The sequence below is a fragment of the Pseudomonas sp. AGC41 genome (assembly GCF_057334555.1).
On record NZ_JBHFJB010000135.1, the window covers coordinates 1 to 22,328 of the forward strand.

Below are 22,328 nucleotides of genomic sequence, written 5' to 3' on the forward strand. Positions count from 1 at the left end.
CGCTCCCACACTGGATCCTCGGCAGACGCAGATTTTACGGTCACCGAGACAAACAAAACGACAACCCGGGCTCCGCTCTTCGTGCAGTCAAGGTCCACCCGTGCGCCCGGGCAATTTCCTGGCAGATCGTCAGGCCCAGCCCGGCGCCATGATCGCGGCGATGAGCGCCGCGCCAGAAACGGGTGAATAGGTGCGCCATTTGCTCCTGCGTCACGCCAGGACCCCAGTCGCGCACGGTCAGCGCATCGACGCTGAGCTCCAACAAAACTTGCGTACCACGAGGCGCATGCTGGATGGCATTTTCCAGGAGGTTTTTCAGCAGGGTAAACAAGGCGCTACGGTCGGCCTGCCAAGGCTCTGCCACATCCGTCGGGCCAGTCAGGACGAGGCGCACATCGGCCGCGTCGGCCATGCGTTGCAGATAACTTGCCGCTTGCCGCGCCACCTCCATGACATCCACGGCGGCGAAGCTGTAGTTATGCGCCTCGCTGGTCTCGGCCAGCAGCAGCAGTTGCTGGACCTGACGCGTCATATGCTCGGCATCGTTGAGCAGCGAGTCGCGGCCTTTGTCTGGCGCCATCAGTTCGAGCTGTGCGCGGATCAGCGCCAGCGGCGTTTTCAGTTCGTGCGCGGCGGTTGCGAGGAAGTCCTGCTGGACGCGGTAGCCTTGCTCCAGACGCTCAAGCGCGCTGTTGAAGCTGGTCACCAGCGGCGCTACCTCGGACGGCACGGTTTTGACATCCAGCCGTGAGTGCAGTGAGCGAGGGGAGATGGCCGCCGCCGACTCCGAGACCTCGCGCAGCGGTTTGAGCGTGTAGCCCAGCGTGAAGTAGGCGCAGGTGCCAAAGACAAAGAGCAGCACCAGGCTGAACAGGACGATACCGGCGCCCATGAAAGGCCAGGCAAAGCCCTCGTGCAGCAGGTCTATCAGGCGTTCGCTGGCGGCGAATTGCAGGTACAAGGTGTGGTCGACCTGCTCCACTGGAGCGGTGGCGGCGTACATCATGATGCCTTTGCGCTCGAACTTGAAACGCCCCTGCTCCGCGGGGCGAACCGTTGCGGCGGGGGACCAGAATGCCTCGTCAGTCGAAGCCAGGAGGACGTTTGCCTGCGAATCCAGCACCCGGTAGCCGATTTCCTCGCCCAGACTCTTGAAGGTCCAGACGCGATCGCCCTCGCTGCTGTCGAACCCGGTGGGTCGGCCCGCCGCGTCGAACTGCAGCTTGCCGGCCAGCTCATGGGTGCGCTCGGCGACGTCGGTGGTCAGCAGGATATCGCTCTTGGACGTGACGAGCGCGAACGCGCCCAATGCAATCAGCAGGATGCTCAAGCCCACGCCCGCGACGTAGGCGACCAGTACCTTGAAGCTGATGCTATTGCGCCAGATCGTCTTGCCGAAGGGCATAACCCAGGCCTCTCAGGTTGACTATCCGTTGATGGGAACCGATGGCCAGCAGCTTGCGGCGAAGGCGATGCAGGGCCACGTCCAGGGCGTTCGGCGTCACGGCCTCGCTCAGGCCCCACGCGGCCGCCTCGATGGCGCTGCGACGGACGATTTCGCCAGGTTTGCGCAGTAGCAACAGCATGATCTGCATCTCCGCCGGCGCTAGCGGAATGCTCCCTTCGACGCTGCACATGAGGCCTGTGTCGGGCTGCACACTGAGGTCACCATGGGAAGGCGCCAACGAACGCCGCTCTGCGGGGCGACGCAGCAGGGCTCGCACGCGCGCGACCATCTCGTCCATGGCGAACGGCTTGGGCAGGTAATCATCCGCCCCCGCATCAAGGCCTTCGATCCGGTCATGCAGCGCGTCACGCGCGGTCAGGACCAGGCACGGCAGGCCCAGCCCGGCGTTACGCAAACGCGCCAGCAACTGCAGCCCATCGCCATCCGGCAGGCCCCGATCGAGCACCAGCGCCTGATAAGGCACCTGTTGGATTGCCGCCCACGCCGCATCGATGCGGCTGATGACATCGACGGCGATACCGGCGCTCGACAGGCCCTTGCACACCAGTTGCGCGAGGCGTTCGTGGTCCTCGACCAGCAGAATGCGGCTCATCAGAAACGGTACAGATAGCCGAACAGCACGCTGTTCTCGCTGGACTGGTCGACCAGCGGGCTGTCCTTGATTTCGTTGGCAAGGCTCGTCGCCTTGAGGTCCAGGAACACGGAGTGATGGTCATCGAACATATAGTTTCCACGTACGCCAAATTCGGTGTTGATGCCGGACTTTCCATCATAGGCCGCCCGATCGATGCGAGCTTCATTTTCCTGAACGCCGAAGTAGTAATCGACGTATTTCTCGTCCTGCCAGATGGCCGCCAGCCGCGGCGTCAGCATGATGTGTTCACCGATCCGCCAGGATCGCTCCAGGCCCAGGGTGAAACGCTGGCCCTTGCTGTTACCCGAAACGTCGCCCAGCCACTCGGCGCTGACATCGGCCAGGTCACTGCGCCATTTGACCTTGGCACCCGCCCAGAATCCGCCCTTGCGATCGCTCATGCCCTCCAGGATTCGTGCGTCGTCGTCATCGTAGCCACTGAAATCGTATTCGCCGACGAGGCTGAAATCGAGCTGCTGGGTGTCGCTGATCTCCAGGCCCGGCAGCTTGATTTCGGCGCTGGGGCCGAAGACCCGGAGGTATTCATTCTCGAAATAGATCAGCGGCAGGACCTCGCTGTCACGGTCGATGCCTTTGTACGGCTGTTGGCTGCTGACCGCACCCACGCCAAGGCCCCAGGCGGAGCCTTCAGGCTGGTCAGCGCTGGCCGCCGTCGACGCGCACGCGCCCAGCACGAACGCCGTGCCGGCGGTGGTCAACCGGATCGCAATTGCAGTTTTCGAAATGGACAGGGGCATGGAAGTCTCCGGATCAATGGGATGAAAGCGTCCCTATCGTTGAGAACTTCTTCTTACTGAACACTTACGGTTCGGCCCGGGTCAGCGCCTTTTTGCCGGTAAGACTTGCGCAAGGTTTGCTGGCGGATAGTTGCCGCCTCAAGCAAACGCGGCTTCTTGCGCAGGAATACGAACCTTATGAAAAGAAAAACACGGCATGTCGTACTGTTTGTCGTGACCGTCGCCTGCGCCATCGTCGTCGGAATGCGCGTTGTCTCGCCCGGCGTTCGCCAAGTCAAGGCCGAGGTGCCCGCCAGGCCGGCGCTGACGGTGGTCGTCACCCAGCTGCAATCGTCCATGCTGCCGGTCCGTATCCAGGCGAACGGCGACATTGTCGCCTGGCAGGAAGCCAGTGTCGGCACCGAAGCCGATGGCTTGCGGTTGGCCGAGGTCATGGTCAACGTTGGCGATGTGGTCCGGCGCGGCCAGGTACTTGCCACGTTCAGCGCCGAGACGATGGCCGCTGAACTCACCCAGCGTCGTGCCGCCACCGCCGAAGCGCAAGCGACGCTTGCCGAGGCGCGGGCCAATGCGCAGCGCGCCCGTCAATTGCAGTCGAGCGGGGCGCTGTCGAAGCAGGAGGTTCACCAACAGCTGACGGCCGAACGCACGGCTCAGGCGCGACTGGAGGCGGGCAGGGCGCTGGAGCGTGTCCAGCATCTGCGCCTGGCCCAGACCCGGGTCCTGGCCCCCGATGACGGGGTGATTTCGGCGCGCAGTGCCACGGTGGGCGCGGTACTGCCCGCAGGCGAAGAGCTGTTCCGCTTGATTCGCAACGGACGGCTCGAATGGCGCGCCGAAGTCGCGGCCCCCGACCTGGTCAAATTCAGCCCCGGCCAGCTCGCGCAGGTAACTCCGGTCAATGGCGAGGCGATCGAGGGCCGGGTGCGCAGGGTCGCACCGACGGTCGACTTGCAGACTCGCAACGGCCTGGTCTACGTCGACTTGCCCGCGGGCACGGCGGCGCGTGCCGGGATGTTTGCCCGTGGCGAGTTCGAAGTAGCCGCCGAACGGATGATGACGCTGCCCCAGAGCGCCGTGCTGCAGCGTGACGGTTTCAATTACGTGCTGCAGGTCGGACCGCACTTGAAGGTGAGCCAGGTCAAGGTGACGGTCGGCCGCCGCGTTGGCGACCGTATCGAGATAACCGCGGGTATCGACGCTGGCGCCGCGGTGGTCGAAACCGGAGGCGGTTTTCTTGCCGAGGGTGATCTCGTCCGGGTTGTCCAGGCACGCACCGACCCAATGAACACCCACCCACCACGGGGGAGCGCGCAATGAGCCTCAACGTATCGTCCTGGTCGATCCGCAATCCGACGCCTTCGGTCCTGTTGTTCATCCTGCTGACCTTTGCCGGCTTGATGGGCTTCTGGAAGATGAAGGTCCAGGACCTCCCTGACGTCGATCTGCCGATGGTCAGCGTGTCGGTCGAGCTCCCCGGGGCTTCGCCCGCGCAGCTGGAAAATGACGTGGCCCGCAAGCTTGAGGATTCGCTCGCAACGGTGCAGGGCGTCAAGCATATCCAGAGCATCCTGAGCGACGGTAACGCCGCTATCACAGTCGAGTTCCACCTCGACAAGTCCACCCAGGAAGCGCTTGATGATGTGCGTGATGCGGTCTCACGGGTTCGCGCCGACCTGCCCGCCGACCTGCGCGACCCGGTGATCCGCAAGATCGAACTCGCCGGTGCGCCGATCCTGACCTACACGGTTTCGGCAACGAGCATGGACGACGAAGCGCTGTCCTGGTTTGTCGACAACAGCGTCAGCAAGGCCTTGCTGGCGGTGCCTGGCGTGGGGGCCGTCACTCGGGTCGGTGGGGTGGCCCGGGAAATCCGCATCGACCTCGATCCCGCGCGTCTGTTGGCACTGAACACCTCGGCCCTGGACATCTCTCGCCAGCTGCGCCTGATCCAGCAAGAAGCATCGGGCGGACGCGTGGACCTGGGCGGCGCCGAGCAGACGGTGCGCACCCTCGCCACGGTGCAGTCGGCCGGGGAAATCGCCTTGCTTGACGTGACCTTGAGCGACGGCCGGCGTGTCCGGCTCGACCAGCTCGCCACAGTCTCCGATACCGTCGGCGAACCCCGCTCGGCGGCGTTCCTCGACGGTAAGCCAGTGGTCGGCTTTGAAATCACCCGCGCCAAAGGCGCCGGCGAAATCGAGGTGGATGAAGGCGTACGCGCCGCCCTGGAGTTGCTCAAGACCCGTCACCCCGAAATCACCGTCACCCAGGCTTTCAACTTCGTCGACCCAGTGAGCGAGAATTACCAGGGATCCATGCACCTGCTTTATGAAGGCGCGGCGCTCGCGGTGCTGGTGGTGTTCCTTTTCCTGCCGGACTGGCGCGCGACCTTCGTTTCGGCCGTCGCGTTGCCGCTGTCGGCGATACCGACGTTCGCCGTGATGCATTGGATGGGGTTCACCCTCAACACCGTGACGTTATTGTCGCTGTCGTTGGTCGTCGGCGTGCTGGTGGACGACGCCATCGTCGAGGTCGAGAACATCGGGCGCCATTTGCAGATGGGCAAGAAGCCTTATCAAGCGGCCATGGATGCCTCCGATGAAATCGGCCTGGCGGTAGTCGCCACGGCATTCACGCTGATCGCGGTGTTCCTGCCCACGGCTTTCATGAGCGGTACGGTCGGCAAGTTCTTCGTCCAGTTTGGCTGGACGGCGGCGACAGCGGTGTTTTTCTCCCTCGTCGTCGCCCGCTTGCTGACGCCGATGATGGCGGCCTACCTGATGCGCGCGCCGAAAAGGCCGGCGCGCGGGGCCGCCGAGTGGATAAATCGCTACCTGTCGTGGGCGCGCTGGTGCCTGCGCCATCGCGCTGTGACCCTCCTCGGCGCCACGGTTTTTTTCGTTGGGGGACTGCTGCTCGCCACCGTTTTGCCGGGCACTTTCATTCCACCGGATGACGACTGGCAAACCCAGGTCACCCTTACGCTTGCGCCCGGCAGCAAGCTGGGCGACACGCTGGCGCTGGCTGAGCAAGCGCGGCAGATAGTGACGCAAAATCAGCAGGTCAAAAAGGTCTACACCGCGGTGGGGGATGGCAGCGCCGGCGCGGACCCGATCGAACCGGCCGACGGCGATGTCGCAAATGTCCGCACGGCGGTACTGACGCTTAATCTGACGCGCCGCAACGAGCGTCCCGGACTGACCCGGCAACAGCTGGAAAACCAGCTGCGCGAAGCGCTTGCCGTGTTGCCTGGGGCACGGATCAAGGTCGGTATGGGCGAGTCGGAAAACTACGTGCTGGTGCTTGCGGGTGAGGACGCTAGCTTGCTCACTCGACATGCGCAGCAGGTGGAACGAGAGCTGCGTAGCGTGCCGGGCGTGGGCGCGGTGATCTCGACCGCCAGCCTGATGCGCCCTGAGCTGGTGGTTCGGCCGGACTTCGCCAGGGCCGCCGACCTGGGCGTGACTGCGAGCGCGATTGCCGACACGCTCCGCGTGGCCACCCTGGGAGATTACGACCAGGAACTTGCCAAACTCAATTTCAGCGACCGCCAAGTGCCTATCGTGGTGCGGCTGAGCGACACCGCCCGCGCGGATTTCGAGACGCTGAAACGTCTGCCGGTGCCCGGCGCGCGTGGACCGGTCGCGCTGGAGAACGTGGCGACGCTGGAGATCACCAGCGGCCCGGCGCAAATCGAACGGTTCGACCGCATGCGCAATGTCAATATCGAGATCGAGACGAACGGCCGGCCGTTGGGCGACATCGAGCAGGCTGTCCTGGCCTTGCCAGGCTTGCAGAATCTACCGCCAGGCCTGGTGCGAACCTCGGTAGGCGATGCCGAGGCCATGGGCGAACTGGCTTCCGGATTCGGCGTGGCGATGTTGACCGGAGTGTTATGCATCTACATGGTCCTGGTGCTGCTGCTCAAGGATTTCCTGCAACCGCTGACGATCCTTGCCGCCCTGGTACTCTCAGTTCCTGGAGCCTTCGTGGCGCTGTTCGTGACGGGCTCGACATTGTCCATGCCTTCGATGATCGGCCTGATCATGCTGATGGGCATCGCGACGAAAAACTCGATCCTGCTGGTCGACTACATCATCCTCGCGCGGCGACGCGACGGCCTGAGCCGCCAGGAAGCGATCCTCGACGCTTGCGGCAAACGCGCCCGTCCGATTGTCATGACGACAATCGCGATGGGTGCAGGCATGATGCCTATCGCCCTGGGGCTGGGGGCCGACCCGAGCTTTCGCGCACCGATGGCCATCGTCCTGATTGGCGGGCTTGTCACGTCCACGCTGCTGAGCCTGCTGGTCATACCCGTGGTGTTTTCCTATGTGGATGATGGGGCGCAGTGGTTGTACAAACGCACCGGTAACGTTTCTCGCAGCGAAGCTGCTGGAGTGATCAATTGATGGTTTCAGCAAAGATCAGGAATGCAGCGTCGCCTTGGCGCCGGCTCATGCTGGGAGTCGCCGCGACCTTGGCATGCCTTGCACTGACGGCAGGCTGCGCGCGGCAACCCAGCGCGGCCGATGCCATGACCGAAGCGGAAAATTTCCAGGCCTATGCCCAGGCGTCCCGCGCCTGGATTGAGGAAAAGCGCCTGTTCCAGACCGAGAATCGCGCCGATGAGCTGGCCTGGAACGCCCCTTATGAGGTGCGCCCCGATGTTCCCTCCACCAAGGCTATTCTGTTGCTTCACGGCTTGGGGGATTCACCCTGGTCCTTCGTCGATGTTGCCCGGGATCTGGCCGCGCAAGGCTACGTGGTGCGTGTCGCATTGCTGCCCGGGCATGGCACCAAACCGGCCGACCTGATCGATGTGCAACTGGAACAGTGGCAACAGTTGGTCGAGCAGCAGGTTGCGTTGCTGCACAAGGAATTCGCGGACGTCTACCTGGGCGGTTTCTCGACCGGCGCCAATCTGGCGCTGGCCTATGCCGCCAAGGACCCGGACATCAAGGGGCTGGTGCTGTTTTCCCCGGCCTTTCGCTCGAGCGAGTCCTACGACTGGGCCACGCCCTGGCTGGCGCATTTCAAGACCTGGATCCTAGCGCCCGACAACTCCCGGCCGCAGCAGTCGCCCGTGCGCTACCACAACGTACCCACCAACGGCTTTGCCCAGTTCTACCGCAGCAGCGTAGCGGTTCGCCGGCTCATCGAGCAGCAAGACTTCGACCGGCCGGTGGTGATCGTGCTGACCGAGCAGGACTCAGTCGTCGACGTGCGTTACGTGCGGGAATTGTTCGAGCGACGCTTCACCCACGCCGCGAGCCGCTTGATCTGGTATGGCCAGGCGGAGCCGACCGGCGCCAGGGACGCTGCGCAGCAACAGCGCATCCTGACGCGCAGCGACCGCATCGCCGATGAACGCATCAGCCAGTTCTCCCACATGGGCATCCTCTTCTCGCCAGCCAACCCGCTCTACGGTCGTTCTGGCACCTTGCGGTTCTGCCGCAACAGCCGCAATGCCGACGAAGTGGCCCGCTGCGAAGCGGGGGAACAGGTCTGGTATTCGGATTGGGGGTACAGCGAGCCAGGGAAAATCCACGCGCGGCTGACTTACAATCCTTATTTCGAATGGCAGTCCGGGGTGATTCGTGAGGTGCTGGCGGGCGCCGGGCAGGGCGGCTGAAAGGCGCCCATGCCAGTTGCACATTCAGCGTCGTCTAGCTGGCTCGGCGCAACCCCATCCGGACTCAGCCGACGCAGCGGTGCAAGGGCCAGCCCCAGGCAGGCCAGCAGCACGTACGACAGACCGGCCACGGCGAACAGCAGACTCAGACCGCCGACTTTGCCGACGCCCATCGCCGGGGCCAGCCTGGCTTGCAGCCAACTGCTCTCGCTCATCAACGAAATGGCCCAACCGTCGGCCAGCGCGCCCGCGCCCAGTGCGCCGGCCGGCATGGCCAGCAGGCAGACCATCTGCCGGGCCGACAACGCTCGACCGAGCAGTGCGCTGGGCAGGCTGCGTTGCCAGAAGCTCTGGTCGCTGCTGGTACTCAGCGAAAAACAGGCGAAGGCGATGAAGGCCGCAGCGTAGAGGACTATCGGCGAAGTGCTGACGCCCATGCCCAGAACAGCGGCACCGAGCAGCAGATCGGCCAGCAATACCGTGCGAATCAATTGTCGGGGCGGACGGGCGACCACCCACAAGGACCCGGCCAGCATGCCCAGGCCACCGCAGGTCATCAGGGTGCCCAGCACGAGTACCGAATGACGCTCCAGGACCAGCGGCGACAGCAAGGTCGTGGCCAGCCCGAGCATCAGGTGCTCGATGCCCAGGTAGGCGAGCAACACCCACAGCGCCGGGCGGCCGCGCAGTATGGCCAGGACGTCGGCAAATCCTCCAGTGGTTGCGCCGCGCCTGGGGTGTGTGGCACGCACAGCCGTCGCCACCCAGGCAAGCCAGCCCAGCACGCCGGCGGAAAACAGCACCACCCCGACATCCAGCAGCAACAGCCCCGGAACCCCGATGCTGCCTAGCAGCAGCGCCGCCAGGGTCGGGGCGATCAGTTGTGGCAGGCCGACCATCAGCTGCATCAGGCCATTGGCCCGGCCAATCGCTTGCGGGCTGCTGAGGATTCGTGGAATGGCCGCCTGGCAAGTGAGCATGCGCATTACCAGCCCACTGGAGTTGATCGCCGCGAAGGCGTACACATGCCAACGCGCCAATACCTCTTGTTCAAACAACCACCATAGGACCAGCGCAGCCAGGCCGCTGGCCGCTTCGACGCCTAACAGGATGGCACGCGCTTCGCAACGATCCACCAGCCAGCCGGCCAACGGTGTCAGCAGTAGCCCGGGCAAGGCTGACAGCGCGATGACCCAGGCGTAGTCGGTGACGCTGGCGTGCTGCTGCAGCAACCAGATGCCGAGGCTGAACGCCGCCAGGGCCGAGCCCAGGGTAGAGGCGACCTGTCCGGCCCAGGCCCATAACCAGGGCCGCATCGAAGGTTCAGGGCGCATGGGTCTTCGACGCCTCCAGCTCAGGCCAATACTGGCGCAGGTAGCGCACCAGCGACGAGGCTTTGGCGGCCTTGAGCATCGACAAGTGATTGCAATCCTCAAGCATATGGCGCTGGCAATCCATGGCGAAGGGTTCCCAGCCTTGCCCGGCGTCCACAGGTCCGCGCTCGGCCTCAAGTATCACGACTGGGCCGGTATAGACCGTCGCAGGCCGATAGTCCGCCGCCAGGTTGGCCTGGAATACCCGCAAGGGGCCACGCAGTGCATCGGCCCTGGCTTGAGCCGGCATCAGACCGGCATCTTGCATGCGCAGCAGTAGCTGCACGCATTGCTCGTCCGGTTCCAGGCTCGCGAGGTGCTCGATATCAAGGTTCAGGGCACGGCCCGCGTCCATTTCGAGTAACGCCACATATTTGGCCAGAGCCGCATGCGCGTCGCTGGCCAATCGAGCGCCAGGCGCGCGACTGTCGAGCAATACCACCGGCGCGACTTGCCCGCCGTCGGCTTGAAGTTGACGGGCCACTTCAAAGGCCAACCAACCGCCAAACGAATGGCCGAGCAGGTAGTAGGGGCCGTCGGGAATCTGAGCGCGGATTTCGCGCACATAGGCCCTGGCCGCCGCCTCCACCGAAGCATGGGGTTCGTGCTGGCCGTCGGAGCCTCGGGCCTGCAGGCCGATCACTGTCAGTCGCGGGCTCAACTGCTGGACCAGCGGCACGAAACTGGCGACATTGGCGCCGGCGCCAGGAATCATGAACAGGCAAGGCGCGTTCGGCGTGCCGGTCTGCAGTATCAGGCTGGCGCGAGAGGCTGGCGGTTCGGCAGGGCGCTGCTCGACCTGTTTCAATGCCTGTTCCAAGCCATTCGCCAGCTGTTGCAGAGGTTCGGGTTCGCGCATGATCGACCAGTGATCACCGTTGATGCGCTGCTCGACCACCCTGGCCCCCAGCAGTGCTCTCCAATCCGCGCCCAGATCACGCGAGGCGGTTGCCTCGACGTGTCCCGATGTGGCACTGAACAAATGCACGGGGATCCCCAGCGGCATCGGCCGATAGCGAACCATGGCGTTACGCAGGTTGAGGTTGAGCCGGGCCCGGCGCGCCAGTTCCTGACGATCGAAACCGCGCGGCAACCAGCTGCGCGTCTGCGCCGTGGCAATCACCGCGTCCAGGTCGAGCCCGACATGCCAGGCTCCGTCCGCCGCGCTCCCGGTGGCTTCAGGCGTCCCGTGGTGAGCCAGGTAGCCGAGCAGTTGCTGGCGCAGGCCGGGTTCGTCGAAGCTCAGGGCCAACGGAGCCGCACGCAACGCACCCGGCTGGCTGCTGTCGATCAGGCCGAGGAACGCCACCGGGCAATCCTCGCCGAGCAGTTGACGGGCCATTTCATAAGCCAGCACACCCCCCGCCGACCACCCCGCGAGCCGATAGGGACCGTGTGGCTGGACCGTGCGCAACAAGTCGATATAGCGGCGGGCCAGGGTCGCATTGTCGATACCGTCGTCCAACTCGGCAGCCGCCTGCACCGCATAGATGCCCAGTTGCGGATCCAGATAACGCGCCAGTCGGGCGTAGGGCAACGCCTCGCCAGTGCCTTCATGGATGAAGAACAACGGTGCCCGGCCTGGCACACCCGCGCGGATGCACAGCAAGCCCTGGGCCGCTGCATCGGCGGTTGCCGGCATGACTACCTGGCGGGCCAGCTCGGCCAGGTTGTCGGCGCTGAACAAGGCGCCTACTGGCACGTCCATCCCTTGTTCGCGCAAACCGTCGAGCAATTGCACCAGTAGCAACGAATGTCCGCCGAGGGCAAAGAAATTGTCTTGCCTGCCCACCTGCGCGATGCCCAGCAAGCGCGACCATAGCTGCGCCAATTGTGTTTCCGCAGTCCCGCGTGGTGCCTCATAAGGACGCTGTTGCAGGGCTCGCTGGTCCGGAGCCGGCAAGGCGCGGCGGTCGAGCTTGCCGTTGGCGGTCAATGGCCATTGCTTCAATTGCACAAATGCGCTGGGCAGCATGTGCGCCGGCAACTGTTCAGCGAGTGCGGCGCGCAACTGCCCCGGCTCCAGCTGCCAGGCCGTCTCGGCCAAGACATAGGCGACCAGTCGCGGGTCACCGGCATCGTCCTGACGCGCCACCACTGCCGCCGAGCGCACGCCATCGATGGCGCTGAGCAGGGCTTCGATTTCGCCCAGTTCTATGCGGAAACCACGGACCTTGACCTGCTGGTCGTTGCGGCCCAGGTACTGCAAGGTGCCGTTGGCGGTCCAGCGCGCGAGGTCGCCGGTCTTGTACAGGCGTTCGCCCTGGCCGCCGGCGAAGCGCGCAGGCTGGAAGCGCTCGGCATCGAGCGCCGGTTGATTGAGGTAGCCACGCGCCAACCCCGGACCGGCGACATGCAGTTCACCCACCACGCCTTGTGGTACCAGTTCCCCGTGCGCGTCGAGCAGGTAGACGCGCAAGTCCGGAATGGGCCGGCCGATAAGTGCCAGCCCGGCCTGGGCATGACAATCGACTGCTTCGATCGGCTGATAGGTGACGTGTACGGTGGTCTCGGTGATGCCGTACATGTTGACCAGCCGCGTGGCCCGGCTATCCGGCCGCTCGAACCAGGGCCGCAGCGCGGCAGCGTCCAATGCCTCGCCACCAAAAATGATGCAGCGCAGCCGATGCGGCTCGCTACTCGCCTGTTTCATCCAGGCGTAGAAGGCGCTGGGCGTCTGGTTGAGCACCGTAACGCCGGTGTCCACCACCAGTTGATAGAAGTCTTCGGGGCTGCGCGAGGTCAGGTAAGGCACCACCACCAGCCGACCACCGTGCAACAGCGCGCCCCAGATTTCCCAGACCGAAAAATCGAAGGCAAAGGAATGGAACAAGCTCCAGACGTCTTGCTCGTTGAAGCCGAACCAGCCGTCGGTGGCACTGAACAGGCGCATGACCGAGCGATGTTCGACCATCACACCTTTGGGCGCACCGGTCGAGCCCGAGGTGTAGATGATGTAGGCCAGATCGGTGTCGCTGGCTCGCGGATCCGCCGCCAGATCCTCGCTGGGCAGACGGCCCCAGTCACCAGCGACCGGATCCAAGGACACTACGGTGCACGATGTGGGCAGGTGCAACGTCGTCGGCAGTCTGTCCAGGGTCAGCAGCACGCGTGGCGCACTGTCGCTGAGCATGAAGTTCAAGCGCTGCGCCGGATACACCGGATCCAGCGGTACATAAGCGCCACCGGCCTTGAGCGCGGCGAGAATGCCGATCAGCATTGGCAGCCCGCGCTCTGCGTGGATCGCCACGCGACAGTCCGGGCCGACGCCCAGATCGCGCAGGCGAAGGGCCAGGCGATTGGCCTGTTCGTTGAGCGCGCGGTAGCTCAGGGTCTGCCTGCCAAATTGCACTGCAATGGCCTCTGCACGGCGCGCAGCCTGGGCCTCGAAGCGCTGGTGCAAGCGCTCGCCGACCGGCGCGGGCAGCGCTGGTCGGGGGTTGAGGCCGTGCAGCAGATGCTCGCGCTCGGCCTGGCTGAGCAGGTCGATGCGCGTCACTGTCTGCCGGTCATCGTCGACCATCGCCCGCAGCACGGCCAGCAGCGCATGCCAGTGGCGCGTCACCGTGGCGGCATCGAACAGGGCCGTGGCGTAGTTGAAGCCACCTTCGATGCCGTCGTCGACTTCATGGACGTCCAGGGCGAGGTCAAACTTGGACGTGCTGACCGGCGCGCCAACACTGTGCAGTTGCAGCCCGTTGCCCAGATCGAGGTTGCCCTGAGGGGTGTTCTGCCAGGCCAGCATCAACTGGAAAATCGCGTTATGGGCCAGCGAGCGGGGCGGATTGAGCGCTTCGATAACCTGCTCGAAAGGCAGGTCCTGATGCTCTTGGGCGGCCAGCGCCAGACCTTTGACCTGCGCCAGCAGCGAGCTCACCGGTGGCGCGTCGCCAAGGTCGATGCGCAGGGCCTGGAAGTTTACGAAGAAACCGATCAGCGGCTCCAGTTCGACCCGGTTACGGTTGGCAACGGGCGAGCCGAGCACCACCTCTGCCTGGCCCGACAGGCGACTGACCACGACGGCCCAGGCCGCCAGCAAGGTCATGTACAACGTCGTGCCATGACGCCGCCCGAGCGCCTTGAGGCCATCGGTCAACCCGGCGTCGATGCGCACCGGCAGGCTGGCCCCGGCGTAGTCCTGCCGAACCGGCCGCGGGCGATCGGTGGGCAGGGTTATGCAAGTCGGTGCGCCGCTCAGATGGCGCTGCCAATAGGCGCGCTGGCGTTGCAGCTCCTCTGCGTGCAGCGATTGACGCTGCCACAGGGCGTAATCGCCGTATTGGCGCGCCAGGGGCGGCAACGGGTCGGCCTGGCCCTGGTCGAAGGCCTGATAGAGGCGTGAGAATTCATCGGTCAGTATGCCCATGGACCAGCCGTCAGAGACCAGGTGATGCAGGGTCACCAGCACGACATGATCGTCGACGTCCAGGCGTAACAGGCGCGCCCGGATCGGCCATTGGCTTGTCAGGTCGAAGGGCAGGCTGGCTTCTTCGGCACACAGTGATTGCCAATCCACCGCGCCGGGCGCGCTCAGGTCCAGTGTTTCCAAAGCAAGCGGTCGTGGCGGGTCGACGATCTGCCTGGCCTGGCCTTCGATGCTGACGAACCGGGTCCGCAGGCTTTCGTGGCGTTCCACGATACGGTCCAGGGCGCCCTGTAGCGCGTCTACATTGAGGACGCCGCGCAGACGCAAGCCCGCCGGCATGTTGAAGGCGGCCGTCGCGTCCGGGTTGAGTTGCTGGATCAGCCAGAGGTTTTGCTGGGCAAACGACAGCGGCAGGGGATGGTTGCGGTCGGCTTCTGGCAGCGGGCCGAGGCGACTGTGTTCGGCGTCGGCCAGCGCTTCGGCGAACGCGTGCAGGCGCGGCCGGGCGAAGACTGCTGACAGCGGGACTTCAAGATCCAGCCGGTGGCGCACTTGTGCCAACAAACGCAGCGCCAGCAGTGAGTGCCCGCCCAAGGCGAAGAAGTCATCCTCGCGCCCGATCGATTCAACCCCCAGCAACTCGCTCCAGATCGCGGCCAGGGCCATTTCCAGGTCGCCCTGGGGTTGGCTGTAGCCGGCCTGGGCGAACGCTTCGAGGGGCGGGGTCGGCAAGCGTTGCCGATCAACCTTGCCGTTGCTGGTCAGCGGCAGCATATCCAGTTGCACAAAGGCGCTGGGCAGCATGTAGTCGGGCAAGCGCTGACTCAGTTGGCTGCGCAGATCCAGCGGCGACAGGGTCTGTTCGGCGCTGAAGTAGGCGACCAGACGCGGGTTACGGTGGTCTTCCTGAAGTACCACGACCACCGACTCGCGCAGCCCTGGCACTTGATCGAGGCAGCTCTCGACCTCGGCCAGTTCGACCCGATATCCGCGAATCTTGACCTGGAAATCGTTGCGCCCCAGGTACTGCAACAGCCCTTCGGCGGTCCAGCGCGCCAGGTCACCGGTCTTGTACAGGCGCGCGCCGGGCGTGGCCTCGAATGGATGTTCGATAAAGCGCTCGGCAGTCAGCTCCGGACGGTTCAGGTAACCCTGGGCCAGGGCCACGCCGGCGACGTGCAATTCGCCCGCGGCACCTTGCGGGACACAATGGCCATTGGCATCGAGCAGGCACACCTGGGTGTTGTTGATCGGTCGGCCGATCACCGGCAGGTCCGGCCATTGCTCAGGATCGTCAGGCAGGGTATGGGTGCAGACTACATGGGTTTCGGTGGGGCCATAGTGGTTATGCAGCCGCGCGCGGGGATGACGCTTGAACAGCCTGCGCAACGCGCCGGTGATGCGCAGCGCTTCGCCCGCGACGATCACATCGCGCAGTTCAGGCAGTTCGAACGGCGTCTCGGCCCAACTCTCGGCCATCGCCGCCAGGGCGATGTAGGGCAGGAACAAACGCTCGATGCGCGCCTGCCCGAGCCAGCGCGGCAAGGTGGCCAGATCCAGGCGCTGGGCTTCATCCAGCAACACCAGCGTGCCGCCGCTGCCCAGAGTGGAGAAGATTTCCTGGAACGCCACATCGAAGCCCAGCGCAGCGAACTGCAGGGTCCGGGCCGGTCCGCGCAACGGTTGCTCGGCCTGCCAGGCCAGCAGGTTGCTCAATGCCAGATGACCCATGGCGACGCCCTTGGGCAGCCCGGTGGAACCGGAGGTGTACATGACATAGGCAAGATCGTCGGCGTTCGGTTGCCCAAGCGCCGGCGGGGTCTGCGCCTGCAACGCCATAGCTTCCAGGCGCACCGACAGCGGCATGCAGCGGTCGCTGCAATGCAAAGCCTCGCTGCGCTGGGCATCCCTCAGCAGCAGGCCCGGCTGGCAATCGTCGATGATGGCTTGCCGGCGCGCGAGTGGCTGGGTGGGGTCCAGCGGCACGTAGGCCGCCCCGGTCTTGAGCGTGGCGACGAGCGCCAGGACCATTTCCAGGCTGCGTGGCAGATGGATTGCGACGCGTTGGCCAGGGCCTGCTCCCAGGTCGATCATCTTCCTGGCCAGGTGATTGGCCTGGTGATCGAGTTCGGCGTAGCTCAGTGCGCGCCCGTGGAATTCGATTGCAATGGCGTCGGGCAGCACCTGCGCCTGGCGCTCGAACGGCTGGTGCACCCAGCCGGCTTGCGGATAGGCGGCCGTAGGCGGGTTGAGCTGGCGCAGCAGACGCTCGCGTTCCGGGGCATCGACCAGCGACAGGTGGTCCAGCGGCTGGCGGTCGTCGGCGCACATCTGGCGGAGCACGTTGACCAGGCAAGCCCAATGTCGCTCTACGCTGGCGGCATCGAACAGCGCGGTGGCGTAGTTCATGCCGCCGACGATGCGGCCTTCGGCTTCATAGAGCTCCAGGGACAGGTCGAAAGGCGCAGTGGTCTGTTCGGCAGCCAGGCTGGTCAGGCGCAGGCCATCGAGATCAAGTGTGCTGCGTGGCGCGTTCTGCCAGGCGAACATCAATTGGAACACCGGGCTGTGCGCCAGCGAGCGGGGCGGGTTGAGGGCCTCGACGACATGTTCGAACGGCAGGTCCTGATGCGCCTGAGCCTGTAATGCGTGCTGGCGTACCTGGGCCAGCAATTGACCGACCTGCGCTTGCCCGGCCAGGTCGATGCACAGCGCCTGGGTGTTCACGAAGAAGCCGATCAGTGGCTCGACTTCGCTACGCGTGCGGTTGGCGACCGGGGTGCCGATCACCACCCGCTCCTGACCGGCCAGGCGACCCACGACAATCGCCCATGCCGCCAGCAAAGTCATGTACAGCGAGGTGCCATGGCGTCGGCCCAGATTCTTGATCGCGGCGCTGGTCGGTTCATCCAGCGCCACCGTCAGCCGCGCGCCAGCGAAATCCTGGCGCGGGGGCCGCGGACGATCGCCGGGCAGGTCCACCCGCTCGGGGGCGCCGCGCAGGTGTTCAAGCCAGAAGCCCAGTTGCTCGGCATGGCGTTCTCCAGCCAGCCAATCGCGCTGCCAGGCCGCGTAGTCGGCGTATTGGATCGACAACGGCGGGAGCGGATCCGGCAGACCCTTGCGGAACGCCTGGTACAGGGCGGACAGTTCGTTGATCAGCACACCGATCGACCAGCCATCGGCGATGATGTGATGCAGCGTGACCTGCAACACATGACTGTCAGGCGCCTGGCGCGCCAGCAGCACGCGCAGCAACGGACCTTCGCTCAACGAAAACGGCTGGGCCGCTTCGGTGGCCAGGACCTGTTGCAGATTGGCCGGGCCGGGGGCTTGCAGTTCCCGGCGCTGGTAGGCCCAGTGCGGCTCGGCAGTGATGACTTGCCGGACCTCTCCGTCCTGCTCGATGAAGCGCGTGCGCAGCACGGCATGGCGCTCGACGATGCGTGCCAGAGCGTTGCGCAACGCGGCCTCGTCCAGTTCGCCGGCCAGGCGCAAGGCGCCGCTGATGTGGTACGCAGCGCTCGCCTGGGCGTCCAGGCGGGCGATGAACCAGAGGCGTTGCTGGGCAAACGACAACGGCCGTTCAGCAGATTCCGACAGTACCGCGATGGGCGCCAGCTCGCTGCGGGTCGCAGCGCCCATGACGGCGGCCAGCGCGGCCAAGGTCGGGTGCGCGTACAACGTTGCCAAGGGCAGTTCCAGCCCGAGGCGCTGGCGCACCCGGGAAACCCACTGCACCGCGAGGAGTGAATGGCCGCCGAGTTCGAAGAAGTGATCATGACGGCCCACTCGGGTGACGCCCAACAGGTCGGCCCAGATCTCGGCCATGAGCATTTCCTGCTCGCCCTGTGGCGCTTCGTAGGCCTGCGCGCTCCAGGCGTCTTCGCCGGGCAAGGGCAGGGCCGCGCGGTCCAGCTTGCCGTTGGGGGTCAGCGGCAGTGCGTCAAGCAGCATGACCAGCGCCGGCACCATGTACCCCGGCAAGCGGCTCGCCAACCCTTCGCGCAGCGCCGTTGCCGCCAGCGGTGCGGCGTCGGTGACTGGCACGGCATAGGCCACCAGCGCCGGTTCACGCCCTTCGCGTCGGACGGCCAGCACCGCGGCGGCGGCCACTTGCGGCAGCGCGAGCAGGGCCGCTTCGATTTCGCCGAGTTCGATGCGGAATCCGCGAATCTTGACCTGGAAGTCGTTGCGTCCCAGGTAATGCAGCTGGCCATCGGCATCCCAGAAACCCAGGTCGCCGGTGCGGTACAGGCGCGCCGTCGGATCCGCGCTGAACGGGTCGGGCAGGAAGCGTTCACCGGTCAGTTCGGGGCGCCGATGGTAACCGCGGCCGACGCCGGCCCCGCCGATGAACAGCTCACCAATCACACCGACCGGCAGCGGTTGCCGCGCATCATCCAGGACATGTATCTGAGTATTGTCAATCGGTCGGCCAATGTGCGGAACAAAACCCCGCTCACGGTCCATCGAGGCCCAGGTGGAATACACCGTGGTCTCGGTCGGCCCGTAGAGATTATTGACCTGGCGCACTGAGCTCCGGGCAAACAGGCGCTCTATCAGGTGTTGTGGCAACGCTTCGCCCGCCAGGTTGACGATGCTGAGCGATCCCGGCAGCGCATCGGCGCGCACCAAGGCGTCGACGGCCGACGGCACAGTGTTGAGCAGGCTCAGTTCGGGGCGCTGTCCGAGCAGGGCAAGGGCGTCGTCGACCAGCTCCAGAGTGCCGCCGCAGGACAACGGCGCAAAACATTCGAACACCGACAGATCGAAGTTGATCGAGGTGCTGAACAGACTCCGCGCCAGAGTCTGGTCGTCAAACGTGCGTAACGCCCAATCAAGGAAGTTGCGCGCGTTGCGGTGTTCGATCATCACCCCCTTGGGTTGTCCGGTGGAGCCGGAGGTGTAGATCATGTAGGCCAGGTGGTTGCCGTCCAGCGCCACGCCCACCGGTGCCTCATCGCCGGTTCTCAGGGCCTCGTCGACATTGAGCCGTTGGCAGTTGACGGCCAGGGTGAGATCGAACGGCGCGTCGCTCATCGTCAGCACCGCAACGGGGGCGCTGTCGTCGAGCATATGGGTCAGGCGTTGCAGCGGGTAGGCCGGGTCCAACGGGACGTAGGCGCCCCCCGCCTTGAGCACGGCGAGCAACGCCACGACCATTTCCGGACAACGCCGCAGGTGAATGCCGACCCGGACATCCGGGCTGACGCCCAGCGCCTGCAGATGGCGGGCCAGGCGATTGGCCTGGCGATCGAGCTGTGCGTAGCTGAGCAGGCGATTTTTGCAGCGCAGCGCTGGTGCGTCTGGCGTCAGGCGGGCCTGGGCTTCGAAGCGTTCATGCAACAAGGCGCGTTTGGGTTGTGTGCGCTGCGTGGCATTGAAGCGGGCCAGTCGACGATGTTCTTCTGCTGGCAGGATATCGAGGCTGCGGACGAGCCTGTCCGGGCTGCTTTCCAGGGCTTCGACCAGGCAGGCGAGGGCCTGGTGGAAGAAGTTCCAGGTCCGTTGCGCGCCGACGGTCCCGGCAATCTGCGTGGTCACGCTGAAGCCCTGGCCTAGATCATCCACCGAAACGGTGAAGGGGTAATTGGTGCGTTCCGCGGTGCTCAGCACTTGCATGCCCTCAACGCTTTGGTGGGGCGTGTCTTGCAAGCTGTAGCGGAAATTGAGCAGCGCGGAAAACAACGGAATGCCGGCCGGTACGCTGCTGCAACGCTGGGCCATCGCCAGTGGTGCGTGTTCGTGTTCAAGTAGGGCCAGGAGCGCCTGGTGCGTCTGTTGCAGGCTTGCGCTTGCCGAACTCTGGGCAAAGTCGAGGCGCAGCGGCAGGGTGTTGATGAAAACGCCCAATGCCTCATCGGCGCCTTGCACCCCTTGCAAGCGGCCCAGCAAGACCGTGCCGAACACTACGTCGGCCCGGCCGGTGGCCTTGCCCAGGACCAGCGCCATGGCCAGGTGGAACAGGCTGGCGATGCTCACCTGATGGCGTCTCGAAGCCTGGCGCAGGGCCTGCGCCAGCGCAGGATCGAGGGTGTCATGGACCTCGTCGATATCGCCGGTGTTTTGCACATCCAGCAAGCCAAACGGGGCGGTAGGCTCGCTGACATCGGCCAGCATCGCTTCGAAAAATGCCTGCTGTCGGGCGTTGTCACGGTTGCGCCGGGCATGCCCGACGAAGTTGCGGAACGGCAGCGGGGCACGCAGCTGCGCTTCGTCGCCTTGCTGGATCAGGACGATTTCCTCGACCATGCGTTCCAGGGTGGTGTGGTCCAGCACCAGGTGATGATGCAAAACCTGCAACAACCAGCGTTGCTGGCCGGGGTCGAACGCCTTCACCACGCGCAACAGGGGCGCCTGGCGAATGTCCAGGCGTCGCTGGCGGGGATCGGTGTGTGCCTGCAATTGGGCCAGCGCATCGGTCTGAGTAATGCGCAAGATCTCCACCGGCAGCGGCGCCTCGCGCCAGACCACCTGCACGGGCTGCTCCAGATCTTCCCAGGCCAGGGCCGTGCGCAAGATGTCGTGGCGGGCTATCACCCGTTGCAGTGCCCGGCAAAAAGCGTCCAGTCGCGCTTCATCATCGAAGGCCAGCGTGGTGTGCAGCAGGTAGGTGTCGCCTTGGTCCTGCAGTAAATAATGGAAGAACAGGCCTTCCTGCAACGGTGCCAGCGGGTAGATGTCTTGCACGTTGGCGGCACCGCCCTCGACGGTGGCGACGATGCGATCGATCTGCGCCTGAGTCAGCTCCACCAGAGGCAACAACTCGGGGGTGATGCGCGTGCAGCCTGGCGGTACCGGTACGCCCAGTTGGGCAGGGTCGTGGCCCGCGGTTACTTCTCGATGCGCCAGCGACGTGGCGAGTGCGGCGACTGTGGGTGCGCTGAATAGATTGCGGACATCAGTCGCCCAGCCTTCCGCGCGCATCCGCTCGACCAGTTGCACCGCCAGCAAGGAGTGGCCGCCCAGGGCAAAGAAGTTGTCCTGGCGACCGACCCGCGGCACGCCGAGGGCGTGCGCCCATAGCTCGGCCAGACGGCTTTCCAGCGGCCCTTGCGGCGCTTCGTAGCGGTGCAGGGCGAAATGATTTTCGTCGGGCTCGGGCAGCGCACGGCGGTCGAGCTTGCCGTTGGCGGTCAGGGCGAACGTGTCCACCTGGATGAACGCGGCGGGCAGCATGTAGTCGGGCAGCACAGCGGCCAGGCGCGTACGCAGTTCGTTGGGTTGCACGGCGCCGGTGGCGCTGAAGTAAGCCAGCAAGCGTTGCTGGGCATCGGCCAGCACCACCGCTTCGGTCACCTCGGGCAAGGCCTTGAGTTGTGCCTCGATCTCGCCCAGTTCGATGCGGAAACCGCGGATCTTGACCTGGAAGTCGTTGCGCCCGAGGAACAGCAACACGCCGTCGGCACGCCAGCGCGCCAGGTCACCGGTGCGGTACAAACGCGTGCCCGGTTGGAACGGGTTGGGCACGAAGCGCTGCTCGCTCAGTTGCGGCTGGTTCAAATAGCCCAGCGCCAACCCGTCACCGCCAATGTACAGCTCGCCGGCAACGCCGATGGGCAGTGGCCGGCGCTGCGCGTCGAGCACATAGACCTGGGTGTTGCCGATGGGCCGGCCGATGGGAATGTCGCCAGCCAGGGCGTCGTCGAGAGTGATGCGGTGAGTGGTGGCGAAAGTGGTGCTTTCAGTCGGACCGTAGCCGTTGAGCAGGTGCTGGGGCGGTGACTCGCGCAGCACCTGGGCGATGCGCCGCGGGTCGAGCACCTCACCGCCGACCATCAGGTAGCGCAGGCTGGCAAAGGCCGGGGCCAGGGCGCCGGCGAACTGATGGAAGAGCCCGGCGGTGAGCCAGAGCACGCTGACTTCGTGGCGCAGCAGATGCTCGTTGAAACGTTCGGCGTCGAGCAGGGTGTCGCGAGGGCAGACCACCAGGCAGCCACCGTTGAGCAGCGCGGCCCAGATCTCCAGGGTGCTGGCATCGAAGGCCGGGTTGGCGGCGAGGGCGATGCGGTCCTGGGCGTTGAAATCGGCGAAGCCGTTGTTGCACACCAGGCGAGCCACGGCGCGATGGGGCACTTGCACACCTTT

At 65.2% G+C, this 22,328-nt stretch carries 7 protein-coding genes and 1 pseudogene; 3 read left to right on the top strand and 5 right to left on the bottom strand.

The features are described from left to right. Nucleotides 1–40: 40 nt before the first annotated feature. The 3 genes from ACE04F_RS21920 to ACE04F_RS21930 are packed head-to-tail and all read right to left on the bottom strand — an operon-like array spanning nt 41 to nt 2,860. The gene (locus tag ACE04F_RS21920; protein ID WP_486109897.1) at nt 41–1,405 is read right to left on the bottom strand and encodes a sensor histidine kinase; all 1,365 of its coding nucleotides are present in this window, start codon (nt 1,403–1,405) and stop codon (nt 41–43) included. Continuing rightward, a complete protein-coding gene (locus ACE04F_RS21925; protein ID WP_486109898.1) occupies nt 1,374–2,060 on the bottom strand; it encodes a response regulator transcription factor in 687 nt (228 codons plus the stop codon). Before ACE04F_RS21925 ends, ACE04F_RS21920 begins: the two co-directional genes overlap by 32 nt. Then, entirely contained in the window at nt 2,060–2,860 is an 801-nt protein-coding gene (locus ACE04F_RS21930) for a MipA/OmpV family protein (RefSeq protein WP_486109899.1), read from the bottom strand. Before ACE04F_RS21930 ends, ACE04F_RS21925 begins: the two co-directional genes overlap by 1 nt. A gap of 177 nt (nt 2,861–3,037) precedes the next feature. Between ACE04F_RS21930 and ACE04F_RS21935 the strand changes: the two genes are divergently transcribed. The 3 genes from ACE04F_RS21935 to ACE04F_RS21945 are packed head-to-tail and all read left to right on the top strand — an operon-like array spanning nt 3,038 to nt 8,498. Continuing rightward, a complete protein-coding gene (locus ACE04F_RS21935; protein WP_486109900.1) occupies nt 3,038–4,180 on the top strand; it encodes an efflux RND transporter periplasmic adaptor subunit in 1,143 nt (380 codons plus the stop codon). Then, nucleotides 4,177–7,275, top strand: coding sequence for an efflux RND transporter permease subunit (locus ACE04F_RS21940; RefSeq protein WP_486109901.1), 3,099 nt, complete (start codon nt 4,177–4,179; stop codon nt 7,273–7,275). Before ACE04F_RS21935 ends, ACE04F_RS21940 begins: the two co-directional genes overlap by 4 nt. Nucleotides 7,276–7,322: 47 nt before the next feature. After that, the gene (locus ACE04F_RS21945) at nt 7,323–8,498 is read left to right on the top strand and encodes an alpha/beta hydrolase (RefSeq protein WP_486109902.1); all 1,176 of its coding nucleotides are present in this window, start codon (nt 7,323–7,325) and stop codon (nt 8,496–8,498) included. Here the strand turns inward: ACE04F_RS21945 and ACE04F_RS21950 are convergent. Together ACE04F_RS21950 and ACE04F_RS21955 are read right to left on the bottom strand one after the other, a co-directional pair. After that, on the bottom strand, nt 8,435–9,832 hold the full coding sequence (locus ACE04F_RS21950) for an MFS transporter (protein WP_486109903.1): 1,398 nt from the start codon (nt 9,830–9,832) through the stop codon (nt 8,435–8,437). The two genes, ACE04F_RS21945 and ACE04F_RS21950, sit on opposite strands and share 64 nt — an antisense overlap. Continuing rightward, a pseudogene (locus ACE04F_RS21955) lies at nt 9,822–22,316 on the bottom strand (amino acid adenylation domain-containing protein); the annotation flags it as partial. The gene ACE04F_RS21950 and the pseudogene ACE04F_RS21955, both read right to left, overlap by 11 nt. Nucleotides 22,317–22,328 lie beyond the last annotated feature (12 nt).